The organism is Bradyrhizobium sp. USDA 10063, assembly GCF_054063735.1.
In genome coordinates this window covers 2,614,945-2,634,252 of the sequence record NZ_JBSSGP010000002.1, presented here as the reverse complement: position 1 = coordinate 2,634,252, position 19,308 = coordinate 2,614,945, and the positions used below count along the sequence as shown (strand labels likewise).

The following is a 19,308-nucleotide window of genomic DNA, read 5'->3' as shown; positions in this document are numbered from 1 at the left end:
TCGATACCGATGCCGACAATCTACTACATCCGCCATGGCGAGACGGCATGGAACGCGGAAGGCAGGCTGCAGGGCACCCTGGATATTCCGCTGAACGATCGCGGCCGCGCGCAGGCCTCCCACGCCGGCCATGTGCTCGCCGACCTTCTCGCGCGCGACGGGCATGACAGGTCGTCGCTGCCCTTCGTCTCGAGTCCGCTTGGACGGGCGCGCCAGACCATGGAGCTGGCGCGCGGCGTGCTGGAATTGCCGCCTGGGGATTATTCGCTCGACAACCGGTTGCGCGAGATCGGTTACGGCGTCTGGGAAGGATCGACGCTGGCGGAGATGCAACTCGCCGATCCCGAACTCTACGCCAGGCGCCAGACCGCAAAATGGACGATGGCGCCGGAGGGCGGGGAGACCTACGCCTCGGTGCAGCTCCGGATGCGCGACTGGTACGACTCCCTCCTGGTCGACACCGTCACTGTGGCCCATGGCGGCACCTGCCGCGCCCTGATGGTGTCGCTCGGGATCGAAACCCCCGATAGCGCCGCAGACCTCTACATCGAGCAGGGCGCCGTCTACGTGTTTCGCGACGGATACTTGCGAAAATATAGCTGATCCGACCGCGAAAGCACGGCGCGCCGTCGTATTGACATCGTAGATACGAAGGCCCATATTTTGTCAATGCCAAAGAACCGTTCGTCATCCTCGGAAAGCTTGGGAGATGCGACCGTTGCTGTTGCCGAGCGCTCGTCCGGTGCAGATACGAAGGGCAGCATCAACCTGCGCATCGAGGCCAATACCCGACGGCTTATCGATGACGCAGCAGCGATCCTCGGCAAGACGCGTACGGAGTTCATGATCGAGACCGCCCGGCAGCAAGCAATTGACGTGTTGCTCGACCAGCGTTTGTTCGTACTTGATTCCAAACGCTACGATGCCTTCCTGCACGCGCTCGACAATCCTCCCGCGCCGGGTCCGAAACTGCGGTCGCTGCTACGCCGAGCGCCGGTATGGCAGAAGTAGAGGACGCATCGGAACGCTCCGCACCCAGATTATCCGCCCCTGTTCCCTTGAGTGCCCAGCATGATCTTTCAGACTTCGACTGCGGCGAACCTGCATTGAACGACTGGCTGCGGCATCGAGCCTTGAAAAACGAAAGCCGCTTTTCGCGCACCTACGTTGTCTGCGAAGGCGATCGGGTGGTCGCCTATTTCTGTATCTCGGCCGGGGCGGTAGAGCGCGCGGCGGCTCCGGGTAGGGTGCGGCGCAATGCGCCCGACACGATTCCGGTATCGGTCATTGGGCGATTGGCAGTTAGCCGCGACCACGCGGGCAAGGGGCTCGGCGCGGACGTCCTATCGGACGCGCTTCGCCGTATTGCAGTCGCCTCGCAAAGCATCGGCATTGGGGCGGTGCTGGTGCATGCGAAGGATGAGGCAGCGAAGCGCTTCTACATGAGAAGCGCCGAGTTCATTGAATATCCGGAAGACAGCCGCACTCTGTTCCTGCCTATCGAAACCGTAGTCGCGGCCTTCAGCTAGTTCGTGGTGAGCCGTGCGATGGGTGAAGCGAAGCAAAGGAAGCGGCAGCGGGAAACAGTAGGCCAACGGAGCGCAGCGCGCTCCGCCGTCATGGCCGGGCCTGTCCCGGCCATCCACGTGTTGGCGGCGCGGAACGAAGGGCGTGGATGCCCGGGACAGGCCCGGGCATGACGGCCGGAGTTTGACGCTGCCGACTGCGCGCGTTACCACGTAGCAATAGCTGACGCCGTGGCAGTAAGTTTACAACGAGCACCAATCGACAATGTCCCACAACACCTTCGGCCATTTGTTCCGGGTCACGACCTTCGGCGAGAGCCATGGGGTCGCGATCGGCTGCGTGGTCGACGGCTGTCCGCCGCTGATCCCGCTGGCAGTCGAGGACATCCAGCACGATCTCGACCGCCGTCGGCCGGGCCAGTCCCGCTTCACCACCCAGCGCCAGGAGCCGGATGCGGTGAAGATCCTGTCCGGCGTGATGGCCCACCCGGAGACCGGTGTGCAGGTGACGACGGGGACGCCGATCGCGCTCCTGATCGAGAACACCGACCAGCGCTCGAAGGACTATTCCGAGATCAAGGACAAGTTCCGCCCTGGCCATGCCGACTTCACCTATGAAGCCAAATATGGCCTGCGCGATTATCGCGGCGGCGGCCGCTCCTCGGCGCGCGAGACCGCCACTCGTGTGGCCGCCGGCGCGATCGCGCGAAAGATCCTGCCGGACATCAGGGTCCGCGGCGCGCTGGTGCAGATGGGCCCCCACAAGATCGATCGCGACAAATGGGATTGGGACGAGATTGGCCGCAACCCGTTCTTCTGTCCGGACAAGGACAAGGCGGTGTTCTTCGAAGACTATCTCGATGGCATCAGGAAGAAGGGCTCCTCGATCGGCGCGGTGATCGAGGTCGTGGCCGAAGGCGTGCCGCCCGGGCTCGGCGCGCCGATCTACGCCAAGCTCGATAGCGAGCTGGCGGCCGCGATGATGAGCATCAATGCGGTGAAGGGCGTCGAGGTCGGCGCCGGGTTCGGCGCGGCCGAATTGTCGGGCGAGGAGAACGCCGACGAAATGCGGACCGGCAATAACGGCGTGCGTTTCCTGTCCAACAACGCCGGCGGCATCCTGGGCGGCATCTCCACCGGCCAGCCGGTGGTGGTGCGTTTTGCGGTGAAGCCGACCTCCTCGATCCTGTCGCCGCGGCAGACCGTGGACCGCAGCGGCGCCGAGACCGATATCATGACCAAGGGCCGCCACGACCCCTGCGTCGGCATTCGTGCCGTGCCGGTGGGCGAGGCGATGATGGCCTGCGTGCTCGCCGATCATTTCCTGCGGCACCGGGGACAGGTCGGATAGAACCTGACAAGGGCAAGGCCGCGATGCAGATCGACATCAGGGGGATCGCGGACTGGTTGATCGACGGCGCAAGGTCGACGCCGGTTGTCACCGACATGATCTCGGAATTGTGCGGGCGCCTGGTCGCGGCCGGCATCCCGCTGTGGCGGGTCGGATTCTTCATCCGGACGCTGCACCCCGAAATCTATGGGCGCAATTTCATCTGGAAGCCCGGCGAGGCCGTCGTCGTCGGCTCGGTCGATTTCGACATTCAGCAAACGCCGGAGTTCATCGCGAGCCCGCTTGCGATCGTCTTTGGCGAGCGCAAGGAGGTGCGGTGCCGCATCGACGATCCCGAGAGCCGGCGATTTCCCTTCCTCGACGACATGCGCGCGGAAGGCGTGACCGACTATGTGGCGATCCCGCTGCAATTCATCGATGGTCGCACGCATGCCTCGAGCTGGACCACCAAGCAGGCGGGCGGTTTCACCGACGACCAGCTCTCCGCACTGCGATCGGTCCTGCCGGCGCTGACGCGTCTGATCGAGGTGATCGGCCTTCGCCGCGTCGCCGCGACCTTGCTCGACACCTATGTCGGCAACCGCGCGGGCACGCGCATTCTCGACGGTCAGATCCGGCGCGGGCACGGCGAGACCATGCACGCGGCGATATGGCTGTCGGACTTGCGCGGCTTCACGGCGCTATCGGATCGGCTCCCCGCCGAAACCGTCGTCGACATGCTCAACCGCTATTTCGACTGCCAGGTCGCCTCGATCCGCGCCCATAATGGCGAGGTGCTGAAATATATGGGCGATGGACTGCTCGCGGTTTTCCCGATCGATGAGTATGTCGGGGACGCGCAACAGGTCTGTTCGCACGTATTGGAAGCCGCGCAGGACACCCGCGCCAGCATCGAGGCGCTGCAATATCCGGTCGGCGACGTCGTCGAGCGTTTCCGTTTCGGCGTTGCGCTGCATGTCGGAACGATTCTCTACGGCAATGTCGGCGGTGGCAACCGGCTCGATTTCACTTGTATCGGGCGCGCCGTGAATCTTGCCGCGCGACTGGAGAAGATCGCCGGCCGGCTTGGCCGCACCGTCGTGGCCTCCGAAGGCTTTGCCGGCATCTGCAGCGGCGGCTGGGATGATCTCGGCGAATTTCCGATCGCAGGCTTCTCAAAGGCCCAGCGCGTCTACGGCCTGATGGACGAGGCACCTCTGGCTTGAGCCTGACGGGATCGGGAGCTGCACTCCCTCTCCCGCTTGCGGGAGAGGGCCGGGGTGAGGGGGTCCCCGCGATGGGACTTTCCGTGTGGAGAGAGCCCCCACCCGGCGCTACGCCATAGCCGAAGCTTCGCTTCGGCGTTCTTTAAGAACGGCCGCCGAAGGCGGCCTACGCCTCCCCCGCAAGCGGGAGAGGTGAAGCCAACTCGCGGTTAGCCGCGGCCTATTCTTCCGGTTCGGTCGTAAACAACAGCGGATAGCCCTTGGCGCGACCGGCATCGGTGGCGCGCGTTGCCTTTGTCTCGGCGACGTCCTTGGTGAACACCGCGACCACGCAGACGCCGCGCTGGTGCGCGGTGAGCATCACCTTGTAGGCCTGGTCCTCGGTCATGCGGAATTCCGCCTTCAGCACGGTGACGACGAATTCGCGCGGCGTGTAGTCGTCGTTGACGAGGATGACCTTGTGCAGGCGCGGCCGCTCGACCTTGGTCTTGACCCTGGTTTTCGGGGTGGTGACGGTGTCGCTCATGGCGCGGCACTTCCTGCTGCTCTGCGAACGCGGCAGAATATCGCCTTCCCGGCGCTCCTGGAACCGGCGGTTTTTGCACAGGCTCCTTGCAGGAGCGGGACGATCGCGGCTGGACGACAAAACCTCGCCAAAATCGGGGCGAGCACAAGGCCGGACTTCAAATCTAGACGGAAGGCTAACCTGAATGTGAAGGACAAATGATGTTCGCCCTTTGCGCGGCGCAGTTTGCGTGTCACCATCGTTGACATTCGACGGGAGGGCAGCTCATGCGCTGGTATGTCTCGATCGGGGTTGTGCTTGTCGCAGGCTGGCTCGCCGGCGGCGATCGGGCCGGCATCGCCGCGCCGGGCCCGGGCAACCAGGGCGCCCGGCAGGTGGCGGAGAAGGACGCGAACCCCACCGTCGATGTCGAACTGATACTTGCGGTCGACGTCTCCTATTCCATGGACATGGACGAACTCGCGATCCAGCGCGAGGGCTATGCCCAGGCGATCGTATCGAAGGAATTCCTGCAGGCATTGAAGGCCGGACCGAACGGCAAGATCGCGGTGACCTATTTCGAATGGGCTGCGTCCTCTGACCAGAAAATCATCATTCCCTGGCGGCTGATCGACGGTCCGGAAACCGCGGATGCTGTTGCCGCCGAGATCATGAAGACGCCGATCCGCCGGGCGTCGCGGACCTCGATCTCGGGCGCGATCAACTTCGCAGTGCCGCTGTTCGACGACGACCCGTATCGCGGCCTGCGGCGCGTGATCGACATTTCCGGCGACGGCCCCAACAACAACGGCGCGCCGGTCACGACCGCGCGCGACGCGGCGCTGGAGAAGGGCATCGTCATCAACGGCCTGCCGATCATGGTGAAGGAGCCGTCTTATTCGACCATGGATATCGACAACCTCGACCAGTATTACGAGGACTGCGTGATCGGCGGTCCCGGCTCGTTCGTGGTGACGATCAAGGAGCGCGACAAATTCAAGGAAGCGATCCGCACCAAGCTGCTGATGGAAGTCGCCGGCCGCACGCCCAAGGTCGTCCCGATCGCCGAGAAGGAGTCGCGTGTTAGCTGCATGATCGGGGAAAAGATCTGGCAGGACAGGTGGGGAAGGTAGATTTTCGTCCGTAGGGCGGGCAAAGCGAAGCGTGCCCACCATCTATCCGCAACACGTCTGAATTGGTGGGCACGCTTCGCTTTGCCCACCCTACGATTCTACGACATCTCGCGCAGCACCTGTTCCGATGGCCGACGCAGGGAGTTTGGCAGATCGGGGCCTGTGCCGAACCGCATGATGATGTCGGGGCGCCGCTCGCCAAGGTCCAGGAACGAGGCGAATTGGGATCGGACCGCCGCCACCTCGACCGGCTGATTGATGAACGCATATTTGAGTCCGAGCGCAGTCGCCTGCAGTCCGAAGCGCTGGCAGGCGCGGCCGATTGCGATCCAATGGGCCTTGTCGCTGGCATCAGCCACGAGGACGACAACGCCAGCCGAGCTCTCGATCTGCTCGCGATACTTCTTGTTCTCCCCTTTCTCGGTGAAGAAGAGGCCGAGCAGCGGCCGAGCAATCCAGGCGGGAAGCGCGGGATTTCCCGAGCAGCGCGAGAACAGTCCATCCATCGCCGCCATGGCATCCGCTTCGCTGAACCGCATCCAGCGTTGCAGTTCGTCCATGAACGCCTTGTCGCGCATCTGGGCCGAGTTGCCTTGAACGACGTAGTCGGCGACGCCTGAGATCCTGGCACGGTCGCTTATCATGATGGTCGAGACGCCAGGCTCCCGACATGCGCCCTCCAGCAACCGCAACGTCTCTGATGAAACGGGCTTGCCGTCGTAGGTCGCGCGCGTGCTTTGGCGAACGGCGATCGCCTCCGCGAGTGGCGATCTCGCAGGGGATGCGGCTTCCAGATCGATGATGATCTCGTCGCCCTCGACGACTGCATTCGCCTTCAGCCCGAGCATTGAGGCGGCGAGCACGAGATTTTCCGCGGCGCAGCCCAGGCTGACGAAGAGGTGGTGGTCATCCGGATCGACCACAGAGCATCTCCGCGTGAAGTCCGGCGCGATGACGATTCTGTTGGCAGTCGCGGTGAAGGCCCAGGGCTGTGTGTTGTGGCTGTTGGCTGCCAGGCTCGCAAAGCGCGCGAGTTCTCGGTTTCTCGGCGTAGACCGCAACGGCGCTCTGATGATGCTGGCGGCCTCCTCATACGTCATTGCTGCTGCCTCTGCCTGTGACGATGGGCCTATGATTGCCGCCGCGCCAAGACCGAGCGCGGTTCCAAGCATCTGTCGTCTGTCGATGAGCATCGACCCGCTTCCAACCAAATTTTGTACGGAAGCAGTTAGCCCCACCGGAAGCCGAAGCCGTTGATCGAGGTCAAGAGCTCGCCGTCTATCTCCTGAACTTGGCCACCAGCTCGACGTGCGGCGTGTGGCGGAACTGGTCGACCGGCGTGACGCCTTCGATCCTGTAGCCGCCGTCGATCAGGATCTTTGCGTCGCGCGCGAAGGTCGCGGCGTTGCAGGACACCGCGATCACGGTGGGCACCTTGCTTGCGGCGAGCTGCGTCGCCTGCGCCTGCGCGCCCTGGCGCGGCGGATCGAACACGACCGCGTCAAAGTCGCGCAATTCCTGCGGCACCAGCGGACGGCGGAACAGGTCGCGCGGCTCGGCCTTGACCGGCTTCAGGCCCGCTGTCGAGGTCGCGGCTTTCTGCAGGCTCGCGACCGCGCCGGCGTCGCTGTCGAAGGCGGCGACCCGCGATTTCGTCGCCAGGCGCAGGGCGAAGGGGCCGACACCGCAGAACAGGTCGGCGATATGCTTGGCGCGCTGGCAGTGATCGCTGACGAGCCGCGCCAGCGTCTCCTCGCCGGCGACGGTCGCTTGCAGGAACGAGCCCGGCGGCAGGATCACCTGGGCCGTACCGATCATCACGGCGGGAGAGGCGCGCATCAGCACCAGTTCGCGATGCCGTGTCAGCCGCGCCAGGCGATGCTGCTCGGCGATGCGCGACAGTGCAGCGATCAGCGTCGAGGGCAGGGCGCCCGAGCCGCGGACGTCGACATCGAGGCCGTTGAGGGTCGATGTCACCTGGATGTCGAGCGGCTTGCCCATCGCTATCAACGGCTCCGCGACCGCCCAGGCGGCATCGAGCGCGCCGCCGAGGCCGGGATCGAGGATCGGACAACGATCGACCGGAATGATGTCGTGCGAGCTTGCCGCGGCGAAGCCGACCTTGAGCACTTCATGCGTGCCCATCCGCGCGTGAAGCGTGATGCGGCGGCGCCCGAGGCCGTGGGCGTCGATCAGCGGGGCGACCTCGGCCGCAACCTTGGCCTGCGCGAGCGCCTCGACGACGAGGTCGCGTTTCCAGGCCTGGTAGCGTTCATTGTCCCAATGCTGGATCGCGCAGCCGCCGCAAAGCCCGAAATGGGGGCAGAACGGCGCGATGCGCTCGGGACTGACGCGCTCGACCTGGAGCAGGCGACGCCGGTCGGGATGGCCGGGAACGGCGGCAACCTCGACCGCCTCGCCGGCGAGCGCATAAGGAACGTAGATCGCTTGGCCGCCTTCGATTGCGACGCCGTCGCCGCGATGGCCGACATGGTCGATCACGAGCCGTTCAGCCACGGCGCGCGCCGAGGAAGAATTCGATATTGCCGTCGCCGCCGGTGATCGGGGACGGGAAGACCTGGATGTCGGTGCAGCCCTGGGCGGCCGCGAAGGCTGCGATGTCGTCGCAGATTTCCTGATGCACCATGGCGTTGCGGATGATGCCGCGGCGCGAATGCTTCCGCTGCGCCTCGAATTGCGGCTTGATCAGCGCAAGCATATGCATCGGCGCCGCCGCCAGCGACAGCGCCACCGGCAACACCAGCTTCAGCGAGATGAAGCTGACATCGATGACGACGACATCCGGCCGCGCCGGCAGCCGCTTGCCCTCGAAGGAGCGGATATCGGTCTCCTCCATCGACACGACCCTGGGATGGCCGCGCAGCGACGGATGCAACTGGCCGTGCCCGACATCGATGGCAAACACCAGGCTCGCGCCGTTCGCGAGCAGCACCTCGGTGAAGCCGCCGGTCGAGGCGCCGACATCGAGGCAGACATGACCTTCGATATCGATCGGATATTGCTCCAGCGCGCCGGCAAGCTTCACGCCGCCGCGCGAGACATAGGGATGCGCGGGCTCCGCCGACAGCGTTGCATCGGGCGCAAGCGTGTCGGAGGGTTTGGCGACCTGCTTGCCGTCGGCGATCACGAGCCCGGCTTCGATCGCAGCGCGCGCCCGCGCCCGGCTCTCGAACAGGCCACGCTCGACCAGCAGCACATCCGCGCGCTTGCGCGGGGCCTCTCCGCTTTCGCTCTTCTTCATCGGCTCCGGCCCGTCTTTCGCCCGTGGTCCGCCGCAAGGCGGACGCAAGCCTCGAAGCAGGTGAGATCGTGCCAGATATCCGCTGGTGCCGTCCTCGGCGTCACCAGCGGGCAGCCGTGCAGGTCGAGCGCGTGCATCATCATCAGATTGTCGGGCAAGCCAAACTCTTCCACAGTGAGGCCGTTTCCGTCGGCCAGGTCGCCGTCGGGCAACGTCGTCACTTCATATAGGCGCGCCACGCGAGTTGCATATGACGCGGGGTCGTTGGAATAGCCGAGGCACAATTTGCCGCGCCCCGCCATGTAGCCGAGCTCATAGACCGTGCCTGCGTCGGCACTGGGGCCGCGAAACGGCGTCAAATTGGCGATGATGGCGTCGGATGCCTCCATCATCGCTTCGTTGCCCTTGAAGATGACGAGAGAGGCGTCGGACGCCGACCGATCGACCGCGTTGTCGAGCGGATAGAGCCCGCTCAGGCCGTAGCGCGCGCAAAGCTCGGCCTTGCGCCGTCCGATCTCGATCGCATCCGGCAGGAACACGTCAGGACCTGCCAGATAGATCTTCATCGCGGAATCCGCGGGAAGCCTGAGATCAGGCGAGCTTGACGGTCTCGGTCTTGAAGTCCTTGCCGAGGGTCTCGAACACCTTGGCGACGATGCTCTTGGCGTCGAGGCCTGCGCGGGCATACATCGCCGCCGGCGTGTCGTGATCGAGGAACACGTCGGGCAGCACCATCGCGCGCATGCGCAGGCCGCCGTCGAGCATGCCGTTCTCGGCGAGGAGCTGCATCACATGCGAGCCGAAGCCGCCGATCGAGCCTTCCTCGATGGTGATCAGGATCTCGTGGTCGCGCGCCAGCTTCAGGATCAGCTCGGTGTCGAGCGGCTTCATGAAGCGCGCATCCGCGATGGTGGCGGAGAGGCCGTGCGCCGCCAGCTCGTCGGCGGCCTTCTCGCATTCGGCGAGGCGGGTGCCGAACGAGAGCAGGGCGACCTTCTTGCCCTCGCGGATGATGCGGCCCTTGCCTATCTCGAGGGGAACGCCGACGTCGGGCATATCGACGCCGCGGCCCTCGCCGCGCGGATAGCGCAACGCGCTCGGGCGGTCGTTGATCGCCACCTGTGTTGCGACCATGTGGACGAGCTCGGCCTCGTCGGCGGCCGCCATGATGACGAAATTCGGCAGACAACCAAGATAGGCGTTGTCGAACGAGCCGGCATGGGTCGCGCCGTCGGCGCCCACCAGACCGGCGCGGTCGATCGCGAAGCGGACCGGCAGGCTCTGGATCGCGACGTCATGGACCACCTGGTCGTAACCGCGCTGCAGGAAGGTCGAGTAGATCGCGCAGAACGGCTTGTAGCCCTCGGCGGCAAGCCCGGCCGCGAAGGTCACGGCATGCTGCTCGGCGATGCCGACGTCGAAGGTGCGGGTCGGGAACGCCTTGTTGAAGATGTCGATGCCGGTGCCGGACGGCATCGCGGCGGTGATGCCGACGACCTTCTCGTCCTTCTGGGCTTCCTTGACGAGGCTCTGGCCGAACACGTTCTGGTAGGCTGGCGCATTCGGCTTGGCCTTGGCCTGGGTGCCGGTGGCGACGTCGAACTTGACCACGGCGTGGTACTTGTCGGCGGAAGCTTCCGCCGGGCCGTAGCCCTTGCCCTTCTGCGTCACGACGTGGACCAGGATCGGGCCGGTATCCATGTCGCGGACGTTCTTCAGGACGGGCAGCAAATGGTCGAGGTTATGGCCGTCGATCGGACCGACATAATAGAAGCCGAGTTCCTCGAACAGCGTGCCGCCGTCCATCATGAAGCCGCGGGAATATTCCTCGACGCGGTTGGCGCGGTTGGCCAGCACCTTCGGCAGATGCTTGTTGATCTGCTTTGCCGCCTCGCGCAGCGAACGGTAGGTCTTGCCGGAATAGAGCCTCGACAGATAAGCGCTCATCGCACCGACCGGCGGGGCGATCGACATGTCGTTGTCGTTCAGGATCACGATCAGGCGCGAGTTCATCGCGCCGGCATTGTTCATGGCCTCATAGGCCATGCCCGCCGACATCGCGCCGTCGCCGATCACGGCGATCACGTTGTTGGTGCCGCCGGAGAGGTCGCGCGCCACCGCCATGCCGAGGCCGGCGGAGATCGAGGTCGAGGAATGCGCGGCGCCGAACGGATCGTAGTCGCTCTCGCTGCGCTTGGTGAAGCCGGACAGGCCGCCGCCGGTGCGGAGCGTGCGGATGCGGTCGCGCCGGCCGGTCAGGATCTTGTGCGGATAGGCCTGGTGGCCGACGTCCCAGATCAGCCGGTCGCGCGGCGTGTCGAAGGTGTAGTGGATCGCGGTCGTCAGCTCGACCACGCCCAAACCTGCGCCAAAGTGACCCCCGGTCACGGAAACTGCGTCGATGGTCTCCTGGCGGAGTTCGTCGGCAACCTGCTGCAACTGCTCGACCTTGAGCCGGCGCAGGTCGTCGGGCGTGCGGATGGTGTCGAGAAGCGGCGTCTTACTGTATGTGGTCACAGCGATATTCCAGTTCTTGAGGTCAGGGCCAGCGGCCCGACCGGAGATGGGGGCGCATCGATTGCGCCGTGAGAGTCCAGACGCCAGTTGCCGCCTTGGCAAGCCGGTGCCTGATTTGAAAGCCTAGATGCACTCCGGATCGAACCATGTGATATGCATCACCGTGGTAACTTCACCCGTCCCGGTCCATTTCGTTAGCCTTTCGGAGCCGGTCGCCGCCGCCAAATCAGCGGCAGACTGCCGCCAAACAGCCATAGAACGGCAAGCTTTACACCAAAGCCAACGGCAAAGCCAAGCCACCGCAGGGGCCGGGTTCCCGGGGGCCAGGCGGCGAGAGAATTGAAAGATCTAGGGTTTTTCAACCATGGCGGCGGGCGGAAGGTTCCAACCCGAGCAAATTCCCGGTACCCGTGGCGTTTGCGCCGCACATCTCGATCTGCCGCCAAGCCCGCTCGCGGGCGACCGGATCACCCGTGGCAACCTCAAGCGCCGCCTCCGGGAATACCATCCGCTCCTTCAGCGGCACCGGACCGCACACGATCATGAAGAAATCGTAAGGATGCGGGCGCTCATTGGCCATCACGAACTGAAAATGCACCCGGAAGAACTGCCAGCGGAACGTATTGTAGTGCTCGGGCTTGACGATGTCGCGGAAGCGGACCGGCACGATGGTCGGGTTGCGTCTTTCGTCGCCGAGTTCGATGCCGTGGCCCGAGATCGGATCGAACTGGTAGAAGTTCATCACGTCCTTGCGGGCCTGGCAGTCGATCCACTCGATCGAAGGCTCCAGCGCCAGTTGCCGCAAATGGTCGCGAAAATCCTGCGATAGCTTGTGGAAGCCCACGATCGGGAGATTGCCGCCGATGGTAAGCAGCACCACGCGGGGGCCGTGACGGCCGAGCAGCGGGTCGAGCCTCAGCGCCCGCGCCAGGATTTCCGTCCCTAAGAACGATCCCGAGCTGTGCCCGACCAGCACGATCTCATCGGCGTCGCTCGTGCGCGCGACCCTTATAAGGTGCTGCGCAAAACGGTCGATGCGCTCGTCCCATTCCGGACGCTGTCGGTGCGAGAACTCCCAGGTCCAGATCGTGTCCGACAGCAGATAGAGCACGTAAGTGTTGTTTTCGGTGTATTTCAGCACCGTGCCGAGCACGGCCACAAAGATCGCGGTTGCCGCGGCAACACTGAAGAGATCGGGGATGCCGATCGCATTGAGGCCCTTTTCGAACACGAAGGCGACTGCCGCAGTGCACAAGGCCTCCAGCAGCAGTATGAAGTGCGGATAGCTGATGAACGCCGTGAAGCGCCAGTTCGCCCGCGTGAAGCGCGCGATCGTGCCGGTGAAGACCAGCCCCCAGTAGATCCAGACAGCATGAAACACGGTGCGCCAGATCGGCGCGGCGAGGTCGCGCTGGATGAAATCCTCGAACCGCAGGAAATCGTAGGAAGTGCGGGTCTGCCAGTCGGCCGCCTTGGTCTCGATGGTCCAGGACGCGATCTCATCGTCATCGGCGACCTTCGGCCGGCTCATTGTGGCCGATAGCTGGTAAAGACGGCTGAATTTCCGCAGTTCAGTCCTGAACATGCGGTAATACTGCGCCAGGCCGCGCGGATCGTACCCCTGGATATAAATGATATGGCGGTGCTGAACGCGCACGTACTGTCCCCAGATGAGATCGGGACTATAGCAGGCGGCGCGATGCGCCAAGAGCTATTTCGCCCGGTTCTGGGGAAGATCGGCAGATTCGCCGAATGTGCGTATGATTGCGACGCCGCGTCGCGGGTAGATCATGATCCGATCAAGCGGGATCGGATCATGATCTCATCTCTTTGTTTGAGCATGATCTTTCCGGAAAACCGGTTTCCACTTTTCCGGATCATGCTCTATTGCACGTCGAGCGGCTCGGTTCCGGTGGGTTGGCCGCTGGCGTCGGTCGTGATCTTGTCGACGCGCGCCTCGGCCTGCCGCAGCAATTCCTCGCAGCGGCGCTTCAGCGCCTCGCCGCGTTCATAAATGGCGACCGATTCCTCAAGTGGCACCTTGCCATCCTCAAGCCGTTTGACGATCGATTCAAGTTCCTCCATCGCGCGTTCGAAAGAGAGTTTCTTGACGTCGGTCTTGTTGTTTTCGACTTGGGTCGTGTTTTCGGCCATTACTCGCGTTCCCGATTCGCGTTCTGAAGGCTGCGCCCCGCTCCCGGCGCAGAATCGAAGCAATTTTCTGCGGAAGTATTGTGGCGCCGATTTATGCGCCCATCAATGCGGTGACATGCGCGGCCACCGACTCTTTCAATCCCTGCAGATCATAGCCGCCTTCGAGCACGGAGACCACCCGTCCGCCGGCGTGCCGGTCGGCGAGATCCAGAAGCTTGCGCGTCACCCAGCCGAAATCGTCGGCCCTCAGGTTGAGCGAGGCGAGCGGATCTCGGTAATGCGCGTCGAAGCCCGCGGAGATGATGACGAGTTCGGGACCGAATTTTTCGAGCTGCGGCAGGATCAAGTTGTCGAACGCCGAGCGGAATTGCACGCCGCCATCTTCGGGCGCGAGCGGCGCATTGACGACGGTGTCGTGCTCGCCGCGCTCGCCGCGGCCGCCGGTGCCCGGAAACAGCGGCATCTGATGCGTCGAGCAATACATCACGCTCGGATCGGCCCAGAAGATATCCTGGGTGCCGTTGCCATGATGAACGTCGAAATCGACCACGGCGACACGGCCGATGCCGAACTTGCGCTGGGCATGGCGCGCGGCGATCGCGGCATTGTCGAAGAAGCAGAAGCCCATTGGCCGGCTGGTTTCGGCATGGTGGCCGGGTGGCCGGACCGCCACAAAGGCATTCTGATGCTGGCCCGACATCACCGCGTCTGCGGCTGCAACAGCGCCGCCGACGCCGCGCATCACCGCTTCCCAGGTGCCCGGCGACATCGAGGTGTCGCCGTCAAGGTAAACCAGGCCGGAGCTTGGAGCGACGTGTCGGAGCTCGCCGACATAAAGCTCGCCATGGCAGAGCATGACGGAATCAAGGCTGCCTTCCGGCGCCTCGCCGCGCGATAGCGCCGCGAACCGCTCTTCGCCGAGCACCTCCGCGACTGCGCGCAATCGGTCGGGGCGTTCGGGGTGGCCTGATGGCGTCAGGTGGTCGAGGCAGGCGGAATGCGAGAGAAGAAGGGTCATGCAGGTTTCCGGCGCATTCGCTGCGCGTTCTTGCGAGTAAGCCCCTATTTAGGCGCTCAGCGGTCGGCGCGAAAGCCCCGCTAGTTGATCCGCTGGATCCGATTGCCCGGCGCGGGCCCGACCGGGCTGCTCGCCTGGAAATAGGCCTGGAGGGCATCGACGTCATAGACGCCGGTCAGCGGCGCCCGACCTTCTTTCAGGACCGTAAAGCCATCGCCGCCGAGCGACAGGAAATTGTTGACCGTCACCCGATAGGTCGCGGCGGGGTCGATCGGCACACCGTTGAGCGTCATCCGCTCGGCGATGATGCGCTCGCCGTCGCCCTTGCTCGCATCCCACGCATAGGCGAACCCTTTTGATACCTGCAGGATCCGCGGTCGCTTCGGATCGAGCCATTGCTGCTCGAGCGTGTCCTTGATCTGCCTGCCGGTGAGCGTCAGCGTGATGAGCTGGTTGCGGAACGGCTGGCTCGAGAACAGGTCGGCATAGGTGACGGCACCGTCCTCGCGCCGCGCAATATCGGTGCGCACGCCGCCCGGATTGGTGAAGGCGATCACCGCGCCGCCTTTTTCCGCCGAACGCGTCGCGGAAAGCTGGGCGTCGGCGATGACGTCGCCGAGCGCGCTTTCGCCTGCCGCATTCGGCACGCGCGACAGCGTTTCCGTCACCGAGCCCGCCGGGCGGTTGGCGATCGGCGCAGCCAGCCGGTCATAGGCCTCGATCAGCGCGGTCTGGCTTGCGTCCTTGGCGAGCGTCTGGCTGCGGACGATGGTGTTCTCGGCCTTGGCGCTGACGATGTCGCGGGTCTTCGGATCGAGCTTGAGATCGATCGCGGTGACCAGCGTGCCGTATTTGTCGCCGGAGGTGACGAGCCGGCCGTCGATGTCGCAGACATAGGCCTGGTGGGTGTGGCCGGAGATCACGACGTCGACTGCGCGATCGAACTTCTTCACGATGTCGACGATCGGGCCGGAGATACCGGGGCATTCGTTGTAATCGCCGGTCGGCAAGCCGCCTTCATGGATCAGCACCACGATCGCCTCGACGCCGCGCGCCTTCAGTTCCGGAACGAGCGCATTCACCGTCTCGGCTTCGTCGCGGAATTCGAGGCCGGCGGCGCTCGCGGGCGAGATGATGTTCGGCGTGCCCTTCAGCGTCAGGCCGATGAACGCGACCGGGATGCCCTCGAACTGTCTGATCTCGTAGGGCGGAAACACCGTCCTGCCGGTGGCCTTCTCGAAGGTGCTCGCGGCGAGATAGTGGAATTTGGCGCCGGGGAAGGGATGCGGACCCTGGCACTTGTCGACCGGATGGCAGCCGCCATTCTGCATCCGCCGCAATTCGTCCATGCCCTCGTCGAATTCGTGGTTGCCGACGGAGGCGACCTCGAGCCCCATCATCGACATCGACTCGATGGTCGGCTCGTCATGGAACATCGCCGACAGGAACGGGCTCGCGCCGATCAGGTCGCCGGCGGCGACGAAAATCGTGTTCTTGTGTCCCTCGCGCAGTTGCCGCACCAAGGTCGCCATGTGCTCGGCGCCGCCGGCCGGCACGACGATCTTCTTACTCTTGTCGGCGGGATCGCTGATCCGGATGCCGCCCGGCGGCGGCCGCAGATAGCCGTGGAAATCGTTGATCGCGAGGATGCGCAGATCGACGGGCGAAGTGGTTTGGGCCTGGCAAGGCGCAAGGACAAATCCGGCCAGCAGGGCCAGGGCTGCAAGGATGTGATGAACTTTCATGGGGCGACTATGGATACGCGCGGCAACGATTTTGCGACGTTCGGTTCAATTCTGCTTGCGCGTAAAGTCAATTCTGTTTGCGCGCAAAGAACGCCTTGAAGGCGGAGATCGCTTCCTTGGAGCGCATCCGCTCGCTGAACAGATGAGCTTCCTGGTCGATGCGCCGGGTCATGTCCTCCGGCGGCAGTTTTATCAGCTTGCGCGCGATCGCGACCGCATCGGTCGGCAGCGCGCAGATCTCGCGCGCCACTTTCCGCGCTTCCGCTTCCGTGTGGCCCGGAGCCACCACCGCGTTGACGAAGCCGGCGACGCGGGCGTCGTCGGCGTCCATGGTGCGGCCCATCACCAGCATCTCGAAGGCGCGCTGGTGCCCCATCGTGCGCGGCATCAACAGGCTTGAGGCGCCCTCGGGCACCAGCCCCAGATGGATGAATGGCGTCGAGAAGGTCGCGGTGCTGCTGGCGAGCACATAGTCGCAATGGAACAGCATGGTGGTGCCGATGCCGATCGCGATCCCGTCGACGGCGGCGATGATCGGCTTGACGTTGTGCGCCAGCGAGTAGAGGAATTTGACCGCGCCGGAGGTGCGCACCGCGTCGGGGTTGGCGGTACCGTGCTTGAGGAAATCCTCGACATCATTGCCTGCGGTGAACACGCCGGAGCCGCCGGTGATGATCAGGCAGCGGATGTTCGGATTGTTCTGCGCGGTGTCGATCGCATCGCTCATCGCGCGATACATCTCTTCGGTGATCGCGTTCTTCTTCTCCGGCCGACGCATCGTGATCACGCGCGTTGCGGCTTCGTCGGTAACGATGAGGTGCCCGGTCATCAAGCAGTCCCTTGGGAAAAGCAGGCGGCGACGCTGCCGTCGGCGAACCATCCGGCATCTTACCTGATCTGCGCCCGGCTCCCAATGTCCCCCGCGCTTTTCCCACGTTCTTGTCATTCGGAGGTGCGTCCGGATCACGCAGGCCGGGCAAAAATCGCGGAATCGTGGGGTGGGCAAAGCGAAGCGTGCCCACCATCACGAGTGGAGTGTTTGATGGTGGGCACGGCGCAAGAGCGCCTTTGCCCACCCTACAAGATGATACGCCGCCTATCCCAACAGCACTGCGTCTGCGCTGTTCACGGCCTCCGCGCTGTCGGTGACCGTCTTCTCCAGCGATGGTGCCTGGACCGCGATGTTCTCGGCGAAGAATCGTGCCAGCGCGATATAGCGCTGCGGGTCGCCGGCCTCGCCACCGCCCTTCACGGCGAGCGCTTCGCCGGCGAGCATGCAGCCGCCGAGCGTTGAGCCGAACAGGCGCAGGTAAGGCGTGGCACCGGCGAGCGCATCGTTCGGCGCCGAGGCGAGGCGCTCGAGCAGCCACTTGCTGGCGCGCTCGAGCGCGCCGAGCGCATCGCGCAGTCTGGTGCCGGTGGTGCCGAAGGCAGGATCGTTGGACGCTTCCACCTGCTTGACGATGGCAGAGAGTTCGTCGAGCAGCGTCCAGACCGAGGCGCCGCCATTGGCCGCGAGCTTGCGCGTGACCAGGTCGATCGACTGGATGCCGTTGGTGCCCTCATAGATCGCGGTGATGCGCGCGTCGCGAGAATGCTGGGCCGCGCCGGTCTCCTCGATGAAACCCATGCCGCCATGCACCTGCACGCCGAGATAGGCAACCTCGTTGCCGATGTCGGTGGAGAAGGCTTTCGCGATCGGCGTCAGCAGCGCGCCGCGCGCCGCGGCGTCGGCGCGCACTGTCGGATCCTTCGCGCGCGTGGAGATGTCGAGCGCGACCGCAGTCGCATAGCAGATCGCGCGCGCGGCTGCTGTCATGGCGCGCATCTGCATCAGCGTGCGCTTGACGTCGGGATGCGCGATGATCGGATCCGAGCCTTCGCCCTTGCTGCCGACGGCGCGGCCCTGGCGGCGCTCCTGGGCGTAGGCGAGGGCCTGCTGGTAGGCGCGGTCGGCAAGGCCGACGCCTTCGAGGCCGACTGCAAGGCGGGCCTGGTTCATCATCGTGAACATGCATCGCATGCCCTGGTTCTCTTCGCCGATCAGGTAGCCGATGGCGCCGCCATGATCGCCCATGGTCATGGTGCAGGTCGGGGAGGCGTGCATGCCGAGCTTGTGCTCGACGCCGGAGGGATAGATGTCGTTGCGCGCGCCGAGCGAGCCGTCCGGATTGACCAGGAATTTCGGGATCAGGAACAGCGAGATGCCCTTGGTGCCCGCGGGCGCATCGGGCAGGCGGGCGAGCACGAAATGCACGATGTTGTCGGTCATGTCGTGGTCGCCATAGGTGATGAAGATCTTGGTGCCCTTGATGCGGTAGGTGCCGTCGCCGGCGCGCTCGGCGCGGGTGCGCAGCGCGCCGACGTCGGAGCCCGCCTGCGGCTCGGTGAGCTGCATCGTTCCGGTCCACTCGCCGGAGACAAGCTTTGCAAGGTAGATCTTCTTCAGCTCGTCGCTGCCATGGGCATCCAGCGCCTCGATCGCGGAGAGCGTGAGCAGCGGGCAGAGGCCGAACGCCGAATTCGACGCGCTCCAGATCTCCGTACAGGCGGCATTGATCGCGAGCGGCAGGCCCTGGCCGCCAAACGCTTCCGGGCCCGACACCGCGTTCCACCCTGCGGCGGCCCAGCGCTGATAGGCGTCGGGCCAGCCCGGCGCGGTGGTCACCTTGCCGTCGGCAAGCTTGATGCCGTGCTGGTCGCCGACTCGATTGAGCGGCGCCAGCACGTCGCCTGCGAACTTGCCGGCTTCCTCCAGCACCGGCTGGGCGATGTCGCCGTCGAAATCGCCGTAATGGCCGGCGGCAAGGGCGGCTTTCAGTCCGGCACCATGGTTGAGGGCGAGCAGGATGTCGTCGATCGGCGCGCGGTAGGTCATGGCGTTACTCCCGA

18 protein-coding genes are annotated in these 19,308 nt (G+C 64.6%); 6 read left to right on the top strand and 12 right to left on the bottom strand.

Annotated features, from left to right (window positions below; all coding sequences use genetic code 11):
• The first annotated feature begins 3 nt into the window (after positions 1 to 3).
• The 5 genes from ACVJGD_RS14840 (at position 4) to ACVJGD_RS14820 (ending at position 4,082) form a co-directional block, all read left to right on the top strand.
• Positions 4 to 603: a histidine phosphatase family protein gene (locus tag ACVJGD_RS14840; RefSeq protein ID WP_456640255.1), complete on the top strand. Its 600-nt coding sequence runs from the start codon at positions 4 to 6 to the stop codon at positions 601 to 603.
• Between the two features lie 66 nt (positions 604 to 669).
• Positions 670 to 1,011, top strand: a complete 342-nt coding sequence (locus ACVJGD_RS14835; protein ID WP_456635037.1) for a type II toxin-antitoxin system TacA family antitoxin — start codon at positions 670 to 672, stop codon at positions 1,009 to 1,011.
• A complete protein-coding gene (locus tag ACVJGD_RS14830) occupies positions 999 to 1,529 on the top strand; it encodes a GNAT family N-acetyltransferase (protein ID WP_456635036.1) in 531 nt (176 codons plus the stop codon). The genes ACVJGD_RS14835 and ACVJGD_RS14830 overlap by 13 nt, the downstream gene beginning before the upstream one ends.
• 262 nt (positions 1,530 to 1,791) lie before the next feature.
• A complete protein-coding gene (aroC, locus tag ACVJGD_RS14825; protein WP_456635035.1) occupies positions 1,792 to 2,877 on the top strand; it encodes a chorismate synthase in 1,086 nt (361 codons plus the stop codon).
• A 23-nt stretch (positions 2,878 to 2,900) separates the two neighbouring features.
• The gene (locus ACVJGD_RS14820; protein WP_456635034.1) at positions 2,901 to 4,082 is read left to right on the top strand and encodes an adenylate/guanylate cyclase domain-containing protein; all 1,182 of its coding nucleotides are present in this window, start codon (positions 2,901 to 2,903) and stop codon (positions 4,080 to 4,082) included.
• A gap of 220 nt (positions 4,083 to 4,302) precedes the next feature.
• On the opposite strand, the gene clpS is transcribed toward ACVJGD_RS14820, so the two are convergent.
• Positions 4,303 to 4,608 carry an ATP-dependent Clp protease adapter ClpS gene (gene clpS, locus ACVJGD_RS14815; protein WP_456635033.1) on the bottom strand — a complete coding sequence of 102 codons (306 nt, stop codon included), beginning with the start codon at positions 4,606 to 4,608 and terminating at the stop codon, positions 4,303 to 4,305.
• A 266-nt stretch (positions 4,609 to 4,874) separates the two neighbouring features.
• Here clpS and ACVJGD_RS14810 point away from each other — a divergent pair, with 266 nt between their 5' ends.
• Positions 4,875 to 5,720 (top strand): DUF1194 domain-containing protein, encoded by an 846-nt coding sequence (locus ACVJGD_RS14810; RefSeq protein WP_456635032.1) that lies wholly within the window; start codon positions 4,875 to 4,877, stop codon positions 5,718 to 5,720.
• A 98-nt stretch (positions 5,721 to 5,818) separates the two neighbouring features.
• Here the strand turns inward: ACVJGD_RS14810 and ACVJGD_RS14805 are convergent, their stop codons facing one another.
• The 11 genes from ACVJGD_RS14805 to ACVJGD_RS14755 all read right to left on the bottom strand — a co-directional run bounded on the left by ACVJGD_RS14805 (position 5,819) and on the right by ACVJGD_RS14755 (position 19,294).
• On the bottom strand, positions 5,819 to 6,913 hold the full coding sequence (locus ACVJGD_RS14805) for an Acg family FMN-binding oxidoreductase (RefSeq protein WP_456635031.1): 1,095 nt from the start codon (positions 6,911 to 6,913) through the stop codon (positions 5,819 to 5,821).
• Between the two features lie 85 nt (positions 6,914 to 6,998).
• Positions 6,999 to 8,237, bottom strand: a complete 1,239-nt coding sequence (locus ACVJGD_RS14800) for a class I SAM-dependent RNA methyltransferase (RefSeq protein ID WP_456635030.1) — start codon at positions 8,235 to 8,237, stop codon at positions 6,999 to 7,001.
• Entirely contained in the window at positions 8,230 to 8,982 is a 753-nt protein-coding gene (locus ACVJGD_RS14795; protein ID WP_456635029.1) for a TlyA family RNA methyltransferase, read from the bottom strand. The genes ACVJGD_RS14800 and ACVJGD_RS14795 overlap by 8 nt, the downstream gene beginning before the upstream one ends.
• Positions 8,979 to 9,548, bottom strand: a complete 570-nt coding sequence (locus ACVJGD_RS14790) for a nucleoside 2-deoxyribosyltransferase (RefSeq protein WP_456635028.1) — start codon at positions 9,546 to 9,548, stop codon at positions 8,979 to 8,981. Before ACVJGD_RS14790 ends, ACVJGD_RS14795 begins: the two co-directional genes overlap by 4 nt.
• 25 nt (positions 9,549 to 9,573) lie before the next feature.
• A complete protein-coding gene (gene dxs / locus ACVJGD_RS14785) occupies positions 9,574 to 11,499 on the bottom strand; it encodes a 1-deoxy-D-xylulose-5-phosphate synthase (protein ID WP_456635027.1) in 1,926 nt (641 codons plus the stop codon).
• A gap of 358 nt (positions 11,500 to 11,857) precedes the next feature.
• Entirely contained in the window at positions 11,858 to 13,207 is a 1,350-nt protein-coding gene (locus ACVJGD_RS14780) for a hypothetical protein (RefSeq protein WP_456635026.1), read from the bottom strand.
• A gap of 176 nt (positions 13,208 to 13,383) precedes the next feature.
• Positions 13,384 to 13,653: an exodeoxyribonuclease VII small subunit gene (locus tag ACVJGD_RS14775; RefSeq protein WP_027578943.1), complete on the bottom strand. Its 270-nt coding sequence runs from the start codon at positions 13,651 to 13,653 to the stop codon at positions 13,384 to 13,386.
• 91 nt (positions 13,654 to 13,744) lie between these two features.
• Entirely contained in the window at positions 13,745 to 14,671 is a 927-nt protein-coding gene (locus tag ACVJGD_RS14770; protein ID WP_456635025.1) for a histone deacetylase family protein, read from the bottom strand.
• An 80-nt stretch (positions 14,672 to 14,751) separates the two neighbouring features.
• Complete coding sequence (locus ACVJGD_RS14765) at positions 14,752 to 16,416, bottom strand: bifunctional metallophosphatase/5'-nucleotidase (protein ID WP_456635024.1); 1,665 nt, start codon at positions 16,414 to 16,416, stop codon at positions 14,752 to 14,754.
• Positions 16,417 to 16,483: 67 nt separating this feature from the next.
• Complete coding sequence (locus tag ACVJGD_RS14760) at positions 16,484 to 17,245, bottom strand: crotonase/enoyl-CoA hydratase family protein (RefSeq protein ID WP_456635023.1); 762 nt, start codon at positions 17,243 to 17,245, stop codon at positions 16,484 to 16,486.
• A 267-nt stretch (positions 17,246 to 17,512) separates the two neighbouring features.
• On the bottom strand, positions 17,513 to 19,294 hold the full coding sequence (locus ACVJGD_RS14755) for an acyl-CoA dehydrogenase (protein ID WP_456635022.1): 1,782 nt from the start codon (positions 19,292 to 19,294) through the stop codon (positions 17,513 to 17,515).
• Between the last annotated feature and the right edge of the window lie 14 nt (positions 19,295 to 19,308).

Excerpts from the sequence above, each read along its gene's own strand:
- ACVJGD_RS14820 (WP_456635034.1), top strand. The coding sequence starts at position 2,901 with ATGCAGATCGACATCAGGGGGATCGCGGACTGGTTGATCGACGGCGCA.
- clpS (WP_456635033.1), bottom strand. The coding sequence starts at position 4,608 with ATGAGCGACACCGTCACCACCCCGAAAACCAGGGTCAAGACCAAGGTC.
- ACVJGD_RS14775 (WP_027578943.1), bottom strand. The coding sequence starts at position 13,653 with ATGGCCGAAAACACGACCCAAGTCGAAAACAACAAGACCGACGTCAAG.
- ACVJGD_RS14760 (WP_456635023.1), bottom strand. The coding sequence starts at position 17,245 with ATGACCGGGCACCTCATCGTTACCGACGAAGCCGCAACGCGCGTGATC.
- ACVJGD_RS14765 (WP_456635024.1), bottom strand. The coding sequence starts at position 16,416 with ATGAAAGTTCATCACATCCTTGCAGCCCTGGCCCTGCTGGCCGGATTT.
- ACVJGD_RS14770 (WP_456635025.1), bottom strand. The coding sequence starts at position 14,671 with ATGACCCTTCTTCTCTCGCATTCCGCCTGCCTCGACCACCTGACGCCA.
- ACVJGD_RS14795 (WP_456635029.1), bottom strand. The coding sequence starts at position 8,982 with ATGAAGAAGAGCGAAAGCGGAGAGGCCCCGCGCAAGCGCGCGGATGTG.
- ACVJGD_RS14835 (WP_456635037.1), top strand. The coding sequence starts at position 670 with ATGCCAAAGAACCGTTCGTCATCCTCGGAAAGCTTGGGAGATGCGACC.
- ACVJGD_RS14755 (WP_456635022.1), bottom strand. The coding sequence starts at position 19,294 with ATGACCTACCGCGCGCCGATCGACGACATCCTGCTCGCCCTCAACCAT.
- ACVJGD_RS14790 (WP_456635028.1), bottom strand. The coding sequence starts at position 9,548 with ATGAAGATCTATCTGGCAGGTCCTGACGTGTTCCTGCCGGATGCGATC.
- aroC (WP_456635035.1), top strand. The coding sequence starts at position 1,792 with ATGTCCCACAACACCTTCGGCCATTTGTTCCGGGTCACGACCTTCGGC.
- ACVJGD_RS14810 (WP_456635032.1), top strand. The coding sequence starts at position 4,875 with ATGCGCTGGTATGTCTCGATCGGGGTTGTGCTTGTCGCAGGCTGGCTC.
- ACVJGD_RS14830 (WP_456635036.1), top strand. The coding sequence starts at position 999 with ATGGCAGAAGTAGAGGACGCATCGGAACGCTCCGCACCCAGATTATCC.
- ACVJGD_RS14805 (WP_456635031.1), bottom strand. The coding sequence starts at position 6,913 with ATGCTCATCGACAGACGACAGATGCTTGGAACCGCGCTCGGTCTTGGC.